Raw genomic sequence first — 13,523 nt, 5'->3', positions numbered from 1 at the left:
TCCATGACCCTACAGCGGTACTGTTTACAGCTTATCATGAACTGTTCAAAGGCGAATGGTGCGGTGTGCATGTAGAAACAAAGGGCAAAATTACATCTGGCAAAACGGTTACAGACCTGTATAGCGATAAACAGTTTGATGAACACAACACATTCATTGTAACAGAGGTGGATCGCGCAGCATTTGTAGAAAAAGTATTTGACCTGATGGGTAAATATTAAATAATAGAAAGTCGGGGGAGTTTTCCTCCGATTTTTTTACGAAAGGAGGGCGAAGGAAATGAAAAAGCATATTTATTTTCCTTCCTCTGATGGAAAAACAAAACTCCATGGCGTAATTTGGACACCAGATAGTGAACCCAGAGCTATCGTGCAGATCGCTCATGGTATGGTGGAATATGTGGAACGCTATGAAGGGTTTGCGGAATTTTTGAATGAGCATGGCATCCTTGTGGCAGGGAATGACCATCTGGGGCATGGCTATTCTTATACCAATGAAGAGGACAAGGGCTATTTTGCAGCAAAAAAAGGCGATATCGTTCCTCTGCAGGACTTGCATAGAATGACGCTGTTGCTGCAGAAAAAGTATCCTGATATTCCTCATTTTCTCTTTGGGCATAGCATGGGTTCCTTCTTCACCAGAAGATATCTTTGCATGTATCCCAATGAGATCGACGGGGCGATCATCTGCGGCACAGGCTGGCAGCCGAAGGCAGTTTTGGCAGGGGGACTTGCCATTGTAAAGGCAGGCACGCTGCTCCGTGGCGATCATCACCGCTGCAGGATCGTAGACAAACTGGCTTTTGGTTCTATCAATAAAGCCTTTGAGCCTGTCAGAACACCAAAAGACTGGCTTTCCAGAAACGAGAAATCTGTTGATGAATATATCAATGATGAAAGATGCGGCTTTATCTTCACATTGAATGGCTATCGCACGTTGTTCCGCAATATGCTGCTGGCGCAGGATATGGAATTGCTGCAGAGAATGGATGAGGATCTGCCTGTTCTGTTTATTTCCGGTGAGGCAGACCCTGTAGGTAATTTTGGTAAGGGCGTAAAAAAGGCAGTAAATGCTTTCAAAAAAGCAGGCATGGAGGATGTGGAATGTATCCTTTATCCCGAATGCAGACATGAGCTGATCAATGAGTTGAATAAAGAAGAGGTATTCCAGGATGTTTTGGAATGGCTGGAATTCCATATTTAAGCACAGAAAAAGGACTATGAGATTTCTCATAGTCCTTTTTCTGTTTCTTATTTATTATGGTATTTAACAAAGGCTTCCAGTGCTGTGATGATCTCGTTCTTTTCGCCTACCATAGCCAGGTTTTCGCCGTCCACATAGCTGCCGATGCTTTCAGATGTATCGCCGTCGTAAGGAACAACGTTGTTCAGAATAGATGCGGTTTTTACGCCTCTCAAGCGACCGATGGTGAAGAGAGCAGCAGTTTCCATATCGGAACCGTAAACACCCTGTTCTGCCCAGTAGGAATAGATTCTGTCTTCATCACCTGTGTAGAAGCTGTCATGGCTTCTGGCGATTCCTACATGGTAGGGGAAGTTGTTTTCCTTTGCAGCTTCGATGCAGTTGATCATCAGTTCTGTATCGGGAACAGCGGGATATTTATCAGCAATATACGCTTTGGATGCGCCATCATCACGAACAGCACCGTTTACGATCAGGATATCGCCAACTTTCAGTTCGGGCTGCAGAGTGCCACAGCTGCCGATACGGATCATAACTTCCACACCGATATTGTGCAGTTCTTCAACAGCAATGCCTGCAGATGCGCCGCCGATACCTGTGGAAATGGCAAGGATACGAACCCCTTTGTATTCACCAACCAGAGAACGATATTCTCTGTTGAAGGCCAGTTCCTGTACATTTTCAAGATAAGGGGCGATGCGATCCAGACGGGCGGGGTCGCCGGGCATCAGTGCATATTTCACATTGAGTGTTTCATCTAACTGGATATGAGGCTGTACGTTTGCCATAGGTATTTCCTCCTTTAAAATCAAATCGATTGTCTTACAAACAATTTACATGATTTTTTGGAAAAAAGCAATGGAAAGTGTTTATGAAAAAAGGCGAGAGAATCGGTCGATTTCGAAGGGAAGCGTTTGAAGAATGTAGTAGGTTGTGTTATACTTAAATTTAAGGGAAAAAGGGTTAGGAGGAAGAAAAATGTATATCCTTTTACTGGTTCTGGCTGGCATCTTGCAGGGATGCATGACCTCTCTGAATGCACAGCTGGGGAATTATTACAGCATGTTTGGTATTTGCTTTTTCGTACACATCATTGCGATGGTACTTTTGCTTTTATATATCAAAGGAAAAGAGAAAAAGAAACTCTCCTTTAAAGGCGCGCCCTGGTATGTCTACCTGGTAGGCTTTATGGGCGTTGGTATGGTTGCATCCAGCAGTTGGGTGACCCTTCGCATCGGCGCAACAGCCATGATGAGCCTTTCCGTTATCGGGCAGATGGTTTCTTCTGCACTGGTAGACCACTATGGTTGGTTCGGTGTGGAAAAGAGAAAATTCAGCCTGAAACAGCTGCCTTGCTACATTCTGGTTTTAGCAGGCATTCTGTGTGTTGTGAACGGATAAGGAGGGGAAAGAGATGATTTTTTATCTGACGGCGATTGCCAATGGTTTTTTGAATACCATCAATAGAATGACAAATGTAAAAGCAAAGCAGTGTCTGGGAACGACCAATGGCACACTGATCAACTATATCGAAGCGACCATCATCGCCTTTGTGCTGGTTTTTCTGACGGGGAATGGCGCAGAATTGAACTGGGCCCATGTGAAAGAGGTTCCCATTGTATTTTATCTGGGGGCGATCTGTGGCCTGGTTGCTATGATTTTTATCGTGATTGGTACACCAAAAACAGGCGCTATGCTTTCTTCTGTGCTGATGTTGATCGGTCAGCTCAGTACGTCCATTATTCTGGATTATGTTTTCTTCAATGAATTCAGTATGATTCGAGTTGTAGGCATTTTCCTCATCATTTTGGGGATTGCCTGGAGAGATAGATTGAAAGAAAAATCGGCTTAAGCATTGATTAAGGAGGAACTTGCAGTGAAAATTTTGAATTTTGGCTCTTTGAATCTGGACTATGTGTATGATGTGGACCATTTCGTTCTGCCAGGGGAAACCATGTCCTCTCTGGATCTGTTTATCAACTGCGGCGGTAAAGGTCTGAATCAGTCCATCGCGGCAGCAAAGGCGGGGAATGTTGTTTATCATGCAGGCGTTGTTGGTTCCGGTGGGGATATGCTGGTGAAAGAACTGGAAAAGAATGGCGTAGACGTTTCCTATATGCAGACAACAGACCAGCCTAATGGGCATGCCATCATTCAGGTGGACCAGAATGGTCAGAATTGCATTATCCTCTATGGCGGTACAAATCAGATGCTGACAAAGGAATATATCGACGCTACACTGGATTCCTTCGGCAAGGAAGGTCTGGTTCTGCTGCAGAATGAAACGAATTTGGTAGGTTATATCATCGAAGAAGCCCACAAGAGAGGGTTAAAAACAGCCCTGAATGCTGCTCCCATGAATGAAAAGGTTCTGGGTTATCCTCTGGATCTGTTAGACTGGCTTATCGTAAACGAAGTGGAAGGCAGCCAGATCGCAGGCTGCAGCCCCGAAGATGATATTCTGCCTGTTTTGAAAGAAAAATACCCCCATTGCAGCATCCTGCTGACACTGGGCAGCCGTGGTGCATGCTGCTTCCATAATGGGGAAACATACATCATTCCTTGCCATAAGGTAGATGTGGTTGACACAACTGCTGCAGGGGATACCTTCAGTGGTTATTTCCTGTATTCCATGCTGAATGGCGGCACAGTGCCTGAAGCACTGCAGCTGGCAAGTGCAGCCAGTGCCATCGCCATCGGCAAAAAAGGTGCGTCCGATTCTGTTCCCCTGAAAGCAGATCTGGAAGAAGCCTTGAAAAACGGCGTACTGAAAGAACTGGCGGTGGAAAAAATTGGTTGAGGAGGAATTTGAGATGAAAAAAGTATTATTCGTAGATTGCTGTATTCGCAGAGAAGGTTCCCGTTCCAAACAGCTGGCAGATCATTTTATCGGTGAACTGGAAAAAACAGGTGACTATGAAATGGAAACCCTCTGCCTGATGGATGAAAACCTTTCCTATTTCTCCGATGGTTTCTTCCTGCAGAGAGAAAGACTGCTGGAAGCAGGCAACTTTGACCATCCCCGTTTCCGTTATGCCCATCAGTTTGCGGCAGCAGATAAGATCGTGATCGCAGCGCCTTTCTGGGATCTGAGCTTTCCTGCGCTGCTGAAAGTATACATCGAAAATCTTTGTGTAGATGGTATCACATTCCACACAGACGAACATGGCCTCCACGGCCTTTGCAAGGCTGACCATATGGTTTACCTGACAGCCAGAGGTGGTATCTATACGGATTCCCCTATGGAACAGGGCTCCAGATATCTGGAACAGATGGCTGCTTTCTTTGGTATCGAGAAGTATGATTGCGTGGCGACAGAAGGCCTGGATATTGGTGCTTGGCCTGTGGAAGAGCTGATGGATAAAGCCAAGGCTCAGGCAACAGAGGTTGCAAAAACATTCTAAGAAAGAAGGCATGATTTATGGAAAACATGATGAAAGCTGTTGTATATAAAGGTAAGGGCGAAGTGGTTCTGGAAGACAGACCTATGCCTGTGCTGAAAAATGATACAGATGTTATTGTAAAAGTAACACTGTCTACGATTTGTTCCAGCGATTTACATATTAAGCATGGTGCAGTGCCCCGTGCGAAGGAAAATACCGTTCTGGGCCATGAATTTGTTGGCATCATCACAGAAGCCGGCGCGGGAGTGAGAAAATTCAAAGTGGGCGACAGGGTTTCTGTAAACGTGGAAACTTTCTGTGGCGAATGTTATTTCTGCAAACGCGGCTATGTGAATAACTGTGTGCATGGCGGCTGGGAGCTGGGCTGCCGTATCGATGGCGGCCAGGCAGAATATGCCCGTATTCCCATGGCAGATCAGGCGCTGACATTGATCCCTGATGACGTAACAGATGAAGCTGCTCTGTTCAATGGCGATATCCTTGCAACAGGCTATTGGGCAGCGCAGGTGGCAGAGCTGAAGCCTGCAGATACTGTAGTCGTTTTGGGCGCAGGCCCCACGGGCATGTGTACGCTGATGAGCATTAAGCTTTATAGCCCTGCTAAAGTCATCGTTGTTGATATCAGCAATGAAAGACTGCAGCTGGCAAAGGAACAGGGACTGGCAGATGTCATTCTGAATGCCAATGAAGTGGATGTAGAGGCAGAAGTGCTGAAACTGACAGAAGGCAGAGGGGCAGACCGTGTATTCGAAGTTGCCGGAACAATGGGTACTTTCGAAATGGCATGGAAAGTGGCAAGACCCAATGCAATCGTTGTGGTAGTTGCCCTGTATGAAGAGGCAGTTTCCATTCCTCTGCACGTGATGTATGGCAAAAACCTGACCTTCGTAACAGGCGGTGTAGATGCCAATTCCTGTGATGATATTATGACGATGGTACAGAGCGGCAAGATCGATACAAGCTGCCTGATCACCCATAAGAGACCTTTGAATGATGTCATGAAAGGCTATCATGTATTTGAAAATAAACTGGATGGCGTTATCAAATGGGTCATCACACCTTATGAAAGATAAGTGATTCGAAAACGGTATGGCGAAAGTTATACCGTTTTTTGTTAGGAGGGATAGCATGAAATTGTTCCATATTAGTGACTTGCATCTGGGCAAGCGGGTATATGAGTTTTCCATGCTGGAGGAGCAGAAAGAACTGCTCCGAACCATTTTAAAGAAAATAGACGAAGAAAAGCCGGATGCGCTGCTCATCAGCGGCGATGTGTATGATAAACCCGTACCACCAACGGAAGCGGTAAAATTATTGAATGATTTCCTGACAGAATTAGAGAAAAGGGAACTGCATACCTATTTGATTGCGGGCAACCACGATTCTGCCCAGAGGTTGGAATTTGGCAAAGATATCTTCGGGAAAATAATATCCATATTGCAGGCAATATCGGTGAAAAGATGGAACATTTCACGGAAATCGATGAATTTGGCCCTGTGGATATCTGGTTGCTGCCATTCTTCAAGCCTGCCCACGTAAATGGGGTACTTGTGGATAATAATTTTTCTTCCTACGGAGAGGCAGCAAAGGCGCTGCTGAATTGTGTAGAAATCGATTTTTCCAAGAGAAATATTATTCTTGTACACCAGTTTGTTACATGGAAAGGTGCTGCAGAGCGCAGTGAATCGGAAACGATGTCTCTGGGGGGTGTGGATGAGATCGATGTCAGCTTGTTCTTTGATTTCGATTATGCAGCTCTGGGGCATCTTCATAGCCCTCAGCGGATGGGGAAGGATACAGTGCGCTATGCTGGCTCTCCCATGCCGTATTCCTTTTCGGAAATTCGACAGAAAAAGGGAATCAACGTTGTAGAACTGAAAGAAAAGGGAACTGTCGATCTCGATTTTATTCCCTTGGAAACGAAGCGAAAATTCCGTGAAATCAAAGGCCCTTTGCAGGAACTGATCAAAGCGGCAAAGGCGGAAGGCGGCTCGGATGATTATATCCGCTGCATTTTAACGGATAAAGAAGCATTGCTCGATCCTATAGGTCAGCTGCGCAGTGTTTATCCGAACCTGATGACCTTGGAATTTGAACAGAGAGAAACAGAATGTGAAACGGAAATCACTATAGACGCAGAAGATATCAAGCCAGACGAACTGTTCTCCAGGTTCTTCCAAAAACAGAACGATCGAGAAATGAATGAAACGCAGCAGAAACTACTGCAAAAAATCTGGAAGGGATTGGAGGAAGAAGCATGAAACCATTATATTTGACTATTTCTGCCTTCGGACCCTTTGCGGAAAAAACAGAGATTTCTTTTGAGAAACTGGGCGACCAAGGGCTGTTTCTTATTAGTGGGGACACGGGCGCAGGGAAGACTACCCTTTTCGATGCCATTTGCTTTGCGCTTTTCGGGGAAGCCAGTGGTTCTAATCGCGGTGTTGACAGTGTGCGCAGCGATTTTGCTTTGCCAGGTACGAAAACCTATATAGAATTCACGTTTTCTCATCAGGGAAAACGGTATAGAGTGGTACGTAATCCTGCTTACCAGAGGCCGAAGCTGCGCGGGGAAGGCATGACAACAGAATCTGCCGAAGCAGCTCTCTATAGAGAAGAAGGGGAAGAAAAAGAGACCCTTGTGACTGGCTTTACCCCTGTGAAAAATGAGATTGAAATATTATTGGGTGTGGATGCCAAGCAGTTCAAGCAGATCTGTATGATCGCTCAGGGAGAATTTCTGAAGCTGCTTTATGCTGACAGCACGGAGCGGGGCAGTATCTTCCGAAAGGTCTTCCATACCGACCTGTATGCTGATTTCCAGAAAAAGCTGAAGGAAGCGGAGAAAGAAAAACGCATCGATTTAGAAGACAGCGAAAAGCGCCTGCTGCAATATTTGAGGCAGATGACAGAGGGAGAACTGGAAAAGAATGATATCTTCCGAGGAGAAGAACTCCTTTCTGCACAGGAAGAAAAATTGAAGGATATGCAAGAAACCCTTCGTACAGCCGATGAAAAACTGGCGAAATTGGAAACGGAGATCCGTCGCCTGGAGAAGGAAATCAACGAAGGAAAAGAAACAGAACAGCTATTCGAAAGAGAAGCGGTCGCCTGTGCAAACTGGCTGAAACAGGACGCATTAACCGTAGAAAAACAGGAAGAGACAGCTTACCTCAAAAAACAACGGATTGCTTTGGATATCATCTATCCTCTGGAACAGGCGTGGAAAACAGCGAAGGACGCGCAGGAAAACTGGTTGAAAGTTTTCCGCGAAAATGAAGAAAAGCAGAAACAGGCAGAAGAAAAACTGTCCCAAATGATAAAGGAAAAACAGGCATTGGAAGAAGAAAAGCCTGGGTTAGAGGAAAAAAGAAACCTTCTGCGAAAACTGACAGAAGAGCAGGAACGCTATCAGCAGAAAGAAGTGCTGGAAAAGGAATTACAGGGTCTTTCTGAAAAGAAAGCAACATTGGAAAAGGATGTTTCCGAGAAAAAGGAAAGGCTGACTGAACGGAAAATTAAGTTGGAAGAATGGCAGAACAGACTTCTGGAACTGGATAAGCTGTATGCAGAAATCAAACTGCAGGAACAGAAGGTCGGCCGGAAAGAGGAGAAAATCGAGGCCATCAAAGCTCTTTTGTCGCAAAAAGACAACATCATCCGGAAAGATGCTGAGCTGCGGAAGCTGGCACAGAAATATCTGACGGCAGAAAAAGAGTGGAAGCAGGCGAAAGACGATGCCGATTTGGCGGAAACTCTCTTCCTGCGGGAACAGGCAGGCTTTCTGGCGGAAGGATTGGAGGATGGCATGGCATGTCCTGTTTGCGGTTCCATCCATCATCCCGATAAGGCGAAACTGACAGGAAATGCTCCTACGGAAGCAGAATGGAAAGCGAAAAAGGACGTTCTGGAAGCTGCAAATCAGAAACGACAGGCACTTGCTGAGCAAGGGAAAGGCGAAAAAGAAAAGCTGGTTTTACTGAAAGAGACCTTCCTTTCAGGCTGCGAAAAAATTGCTGTCACAGCGGAAACCTTGGCGGCAGAGAAAGAAATTTCTGAAACCACACTGCGCCAGGAAAAAAGCATACTGGCAATGCAGCGGGAAACAGTGGCTTCGATAGAAGCCCTTCGTCCTAGAAAAGAAAAAATGGAAGAAAGGATTGCAGAAGGGGAAAAGGTATTGGAGGAACTGGAAGAAAAACAGGCAGAAGCCACTACTGTTTTCCAACAGAAACAGGGGGAATATGGCCTGCTGCAAGAGCAGTTGGGCGATACGACCGCTGCGGAACTGCAGGAGAAATGTGCTGCACTGCAAGAGGAGCTTTCTCAGGCAGAGGAAAGAGGAAACAGAGTGAACGATGCCCTGCAGATTTCCAGGGAGGAAAAAGAACGCGCCGTAGCTTTGAAAGAGCAGGCTGACAGAGAAGCAAGAGAAGCTGCGAAAACAGCAGAAAATGCTGAAAAAACTTTCCTGCTGGCATTGGGTGAAAATGGATTCGAAAACCAGAATGAGTATGATTTCACTTTGACGGAACGCTCCATTTTGGAGAAGGCGGAGGAAGATAACCGTAAATTCTTCACGGATCTGGCATTGTTGAAGCAAACAGCAGAAAATCTTCGTCAGGAATGTGAAAAAAAAGAAAAAAAAGACATTTCTGCCTTGGAAGAAGAAAAAACAAAATTGGATGCTGAAAAAGGAATCGAAAAACTAGCAGTAGACGAAGCCCGCGGGAAAGCGGCGGTTCTGGGGAATCTGTTGCAAAATGCCCGTAAGGAGCTGGCTCTCAGAGAAAAGGCGGCACAGGAGTTCCTGCCCATTTCTGAGCTTTCCAAAACAGCCAATGGCGAGCTGGTAGGGAAAGACAAAATTGCCTTTGAGCAGTTTGTACAGGGGTTCTATTTTCAAAAGATTTTGCAGGCAGCGAATTTGCGCCTGAAAGATATGACAGAAGGCCGATATCTTCTGCTTCACGCACAGAAGGCGACGAACAAACGATCTCAGGCGGGGCTGGATGTAGAAGTGCTTGACCATTATACGGGCAAAAGTCGTTCCGTGCGCTCTCTTTCCGGCGGGGAAGCCTTCAAAGCATCTCTTTGCCTGGCGTTGGGGCTTTCTGATGTGATACAGGCCCATGCAGGTGGTGTTCGTATCGATGCCATGTTTATCGATGAAGGCTTTGGTTCCCTGGATGATCGCTCCAGAGAACAGGCGGTGGAAGTGCTGCAGAAGCTTTCCTATGGGGACAGACTGGTTGGCATCATCTCCCATGTGTCCGAATTGAAGGATACCATCGATAAAAAAATCATCGTGAAAAGAGGCAGTGCTGGCAGTACGGTCGAACTGAAAGTATAATAAAAAAGCTTCACGGAATCTCGAAAGAGAAACCGTGAAGCTTTATTATTCATTGCTTTTGATGGAAAGCAGGGCGCAGACCAAAACCAGCAGGATATTGCAGTAAACCACTGCAGTATTTCCAAAGTGATTCGTCATCAATGCGCCGATGCCGGCACCGATGATGAAAAAGCCGATGACACCATAATAACGCAGGGCTTTCTTCCGTTCTTCCATATTTTTCGTCTGGGTGAAGCGGAAAAGCAATTCCGTACCGCTGCGGAGATTTCCTGTACACATGGTAGTGGCATAGGGCAACCCCTGCACCTTGCGGAAGCTTTGCACCTGCATGGAGCAAACGAAGGAGACCAGCACATTGGCAATCAGGTCATTTTTTCCGCCCAAAGGCAGCCATGCGACGATGCATAGGATGACAATCTCGAACAACAGCACGATTTGCCTCCAATGTATCTTTTTCTTTGGGAGAAAATATTTTTTGATCCATTCATCGACAAAAATACCACAGACGAAGGCCAGTATGGGGATGAAATAAGAGATGGCGTTCAGCCAGTGTCTTTCCGCCAGATTCAGCCCCAGTAGGACGATATTGCCCGTCTGGGCATTGGCGAAGACATGTCCTCTTGCTACATAGGTATAGGCATCCAGAAAGCCGCCAACGATGGCAAGCAGAACAGCGATGAGGAATGAATCGGACATTTGACGCTTAGAATATATCATCAGAAAGACCTCTTTTCCTTACAACAAATATTTTCTGTCCAGAGAACGATACTGCAATACCTCCAGTAAGTGTTTCAGACTGATTTGTTCCTCTCCTGCCAGATCGGCTACAGTACGGGCCAACTTCAAAACTTTGTGATAAGCTCTGGCGCTCAGTTCCATTCGTTCAAAGGCGGTGCGGAGCATTTCTTTATCTCTGGGCTGCAAAGTACAGTATTTTTCGGTCTGAGCTGCATTCATCTGGGCGTTGAAGAAAATGCCGTCATTTTTGAAACGTTCCAACTGTATTTTATGGGCACGAACCACTCTTTCTTTGATGGAAGCAGAGGATTCTGCAGCGGTAGTATTTTCTAAATCGTCATAGGACACAGGGGGCATTTCCACCATCAGATCGATACGATCCAGCAGGGGACCGCTGATTTTTCTATGATATTTCAATATCTCGTTGGCAGAGCAATGGCATTTTTCGCTGTTGCCCAGGTAACCACAGGGGCAGGGGTTCATGGCTGCTGTCAGCATGAAATCGGAAGGGAAGGTCAGGGTGCCGTTTACTCTGGCGATGGTCACTTTGCCATCTTCCAGGGGCTGACGCATGACTTCCAAGGCATTCCGCTGGAATTCGGGCAGTTCGTCCAGAAATAATACTCCATGGTGGGCCAGAGAAATTTCCCCGGGTCTGGGAATACGACCGCCACCGGTCAGTGCAGATGCGGAAATGGTATGATGAGGAGAACGGAAGGGTCTAGTTTTGACCAGAGCGTTTTTCTCCTTCAATAACCCAGCCACGCTGTAAATTTTCGTGATTTCAATACTCTCTTCGAAACTCAGGTCGGGCAGGATGGTCGGCAGACGTTTTGCCAGCATGGTTTTGCCTGAGCCGGGAGGGCCGATCAACAGGATATTATGACCGCCTGCAGCGGCGATCTCCATGGCCCGCTTGGCGTTTTCCTGTCCTTTTACATGGGAGAAATCCAGGTTTTCCGGGCCATCTTCTTTCTGAAAAGTAAAGGTATCGGCGTTTTTTTCGAAAGGTGGGATTTGTTTTCCACCGGAAAGATGGTTTACGATTTCCTGAATGGTCTGGACGGGATAAACAGTTATTCCTTCTACCAGAGCCGCTTCTTCCGCATTTTCTGCAGGAACGAAGCATTTTATAACGCCTCGGCGGTAAGCATCATATACCATTGGCAGAACACCATTCACAGGACGGACAGAGCCATCCAGAGAAAGTTCTCCGGTGATGATGGCATCTTCCAGTTGAGAGGCGGAAAAAAGATTGCAGGCTGCAAGAATACCCAATGCGATGGGTAAGTCAAAGGAAGCACCTTCCTTTTTCGTATCAGCGGGAGCTAGATTGACGGTAATTCTTTTTACCGGGAAAGAAAAACTGGAATTGCGTATAGCGGTTTTTACGCGCTCGCGGGATTCTTTGACGGCAGAGTCAGGAAGACCAACGATATCGAAGGCGGGTAGGCCATTGCTCAGGTCTACTTCTACATCCACAGGATAGCTATCAATGCCCATAAGGGCAGCGGATTTTATGATGGAAAGCATTTGAAAGCCTCTTTTCTTCAAAAATTTGCTTTTATCATATCAACTTTTACAAAAAAGTGCAATCAGATGTCCAAGTTCCTACTTTAAATAATGGGCTAATTTTGCTGAAATTGTGTAGTTCAAAAAAATTTAGTATTGAATTTTAATAGGAAAGGATTTATAGTATAGGTCGTAACTCGGAGAGGGGAAGGAGTGTTCGTATGGAAGAATTTTATCTGATGTGGTTGACGCATATTGAAGGCGTTGGCTTCAAACGGGCAAACCAGCTTTTGGAACACTTCGGCAGTGCGGAAGCCATCTGGCAGGCAGAGCCTGCAGAAATCAGAAAGATCGCTTCGGATAAAACAGGAGAACTGATTATCACATCCCGAGATGAAGATCAGCTGAATGAATGGATCATCGAACTGGAGGAAAAGCAGATCGATTTTTATTCCTACTGGCATCCCCGTTACCCTAAAATGCTGAAAGAGATTTATAACCCACCCCTGGGTATTTATGTTCGCGGCGAACTGCCTGATGATGATATTGATACGGTAGCCATTATTGGCGCAAGAAAATGTTCCCGTTACGGCGCAACGGTTGCCCACGATATTGCGAAGGATCTTGGAAAGGCTAACATCGTCGTAGTTAGCGGTATGGCCCGCGGCATCGACAGCGAAGGGCACAGGGGCATTCTGGATGGCGGCGGTAAGACTATTGCGGTTTTAGGCTGTGGTGTGGATATCTGCTATCCTTCCGAAAACAGACAACTGATGGAACGTATCATCGAAAATGGATGTATCGTTTCCGAATATCCGCCCGGTATGCCCGCGGTTCCTGGGAATTTTCCTGCAAGAAATCGTATCATTGCGGGTTTGAGCAAAATGGTGGTCGTTGTGGAAGCAGGCAAGAAAAGCGGCACGCTCATCACGGCGGATATGGCGTTGGATTATGGAAGAGATGTTTATGTCGTCCCCGGGAATGTGACCAGTGCTTTGAGTTATGGAACAAATGCCCTCATCAAACAGGGCTGTCCAATCATCACAGAGGGCAGCGATATTCTGATGGCTTTGGGCATCACATACAAAGAAGAAGAGAAAGAAAAGTTTAAACGCAAAACTGCAGAGAATATCTCTGCAGAGGAGAAAGAAGTTTTCGACCTGATCGAGGATGGCACGCCCATCCCGGCGGAGGCCCTGTGCAGAAAGCTGCATAAGGATATTCAGGAAGTGCAATATATCTTATCTCTGCTTGAGCTGTCCGGATATATCGTAAAAGTACCCCAGGCAGGCTATGTCAGAGCTAATTGAAAT

Annotated in this window: 14 protein-coding genes; 11 read left to right on the top strand and 3 right to left on the bottom strand. The window is 46.2% G+C overall.

Annotated elements, in window-relative coordinates; all coding sequences use genetic code 11:
* Positions 1-221: hypothetical protein (locus IJ369_RS01170; RefSeq protein WP_330612877.1), on the top strand; the 221-nt coding region annotated here is incomplete at its 5' end.
* Positions 222-279: 58 nt separating this feature from the next.
* Entirely contained in the window at positions 280-1,203 is a 924-nt protein-coding gene (locus tag IJ369_RS01165; protein ID WP_290715033.1) for an alpha/beta fold hydrolase, read from the top strand.
* Positions 1,204-1,250: 47 nt separating this feature from the next.
* Here IJ369_RS01165 and IJ369_RS01160 read toward each other — a convergent pair whose 3' ends face one another.
* Positions 1,251-1,991, bottom strand: a complete 741-nt coding sequence (locus IJ369_RS01160; RefSeq protein ID WP_290715030.1) for a nucleoside phosphorylase — start codon at positions 1,989-1,991, stop codon at positions 1,251-1,253.
* A gap of 190 nt (positions 1,992-2,181) precedes the next feature.
* On the opposite strand from IJ369_RS01160, the gene IJ369_RS01155 reads away from it, so the two are divergent.
* The 8 genes from IJ369_RS01155 to IJ369_RS01120 are packed head-to-tail and all read left to right on the top strand — an operon-like array spanning position 2,182 to position 9,960.
* Entirely contained in the window at positions 2,182-2,604 is a 423-nt protein-coding gene (locus tag IJ369_RS01155) for a DMT family transporter (protein WP_290715028.1), read from the top strand.
* A 13-nt stretch (positions 2,605-2,617) separates the two neighbouring features.
* Entirely contained in the window at positions 2,618-3,055 is a 438-nt protein-coding gene (locus IJ369_RS01150) for a DMT family transporter (RefSeq protein WP_290715026.1), read from the top strand.
* Between the two features lie 24 nt (positions 3,056-3,079).
* Positions 3,080-4,003, top strand: a complete 924-nt coding sequence (locus tag IJ369_RS01145; protein WP_290715024.1) for a ribokinase — start codon at positions 3,080-3,082, stop codon at positions 4,001-4,003.
* Positions 4,004-4,016: 13 nt separating this feature from the next.
* On the top strand, positions 4,017-4,607 hold the full coding sequence (locus IJ369_RS01140) for an FMN-dependent NADH-azoreductase (protein ID WP_290715022.1): 591 nt from the start codon (positions 4,017-4,019) through the stop codon (positions 4,605-4,607).
* 29 nt (positions 4,608-4,636) lie between these two features.
* Positions 4,637-5,680, top strand: coding sequence for an alcohol dehydrogenase (locus tag IJ369_RS01135; RefSeq protein WP_442859655.1), 1,044 nt, complete (start codon positions 4,637-4,639; stop codon positions 5,678-5,680).
* A gap of 55 nt (positions 5,681-5,735) precedes the next feature.
* Positions 5,736-6,146, top strand: coding sequence for a metallophosphoesterase family protein (locus IJ369_RS01130; protein WP_290715018.1), 411 nt, complete (start codon positions 5,736-5,738; stop codon positions 6,144-6,146).
* Positions 6,068-6,868, top strand: a complete 801-nt coding sequence (locus IJ369_RS01125) for an exonuclease SbcCD subunit D C-terminal domain-containing protein (RefSeq protein ID WP_290715016.1) — start codon at positions 6,068-6,070, stop codon at positions 6,866-6,868. Before IJ369_RS01130 ends, IJ369_RS01125 begins: the two co-directional genes overlap by 79 nt.
* On the top strand, positions 6,865-9,960 hold the full coding sequence (locus IJ369_RS01120; RefSeq protein ID WP_290715014.1) for an SbcC/MukB-like Walker B domain-containing protein: 3,096 nt from the start codon (positions 6,865-6,867) through the stop codon (positions 9,958-9,960). Before IJ369_RS01125 ends, IJ369_RS01120 begins: the two co-directional genes overlap by 4 nt.
* A 45-nt stretch (positions 9,961-10,005) precedes the next feature.
* On the opposite strand, the gene IJ369_RS01115 is transcribed toward IJ369_RS01120, so the two are convergent.
* Positions 10,006-10,677, bottom strand: a complete 672-nt coding sequence (locus IJ369_RS01115) for a YoaK family protein (RefSeq protein WP_290715011.1) — start codon at positions 10,675-10,677, stop codon at positions 10,006-10,008.
* Between the two features lie 18 nt (positions 10,678-10,695).
* A complete protein-coding gene (locus IJ369_RS01110) occupies positions 10,696-12,231 on the bottom strand; it encodes a YifB family Mg chelatase-like AAA ATPase (protein ID WP_290715009.1) in 1,536 nt (511 codons plus the stop codon).
* Positions 12,232-12,431: 200 nt separating this feature from the next.
* Between IJ369_RS01110 and dprA the strand changes: the two genes are divergently transcribed.
* Positions 12,432-13,520, top strand: coding sequence for a DNA-processing protein DprA (gene dprA / locus IJ369_RS01105; RefSeq protein WP_290715007.1), 1,089 nt, complete (start codon positions 12,432-12,434; stop codon positions 13,518-13,520).
* Positions 13,521-13,523 lie beyond the last annotated feature (3 nt).

The organism is Anaerotignum sp. (assembly GCF_017483025.1).
GTDB lineage: Bacteria > Bacillota > Clostridia > Lachnospirales > Anaerotignaceae > Anaerotignum_A.
The sequence above is the reverse complement of the archived record's forward strand: the minus strand, read 5'-3'. Positions and strand labels throughout refer to the sequence as shown.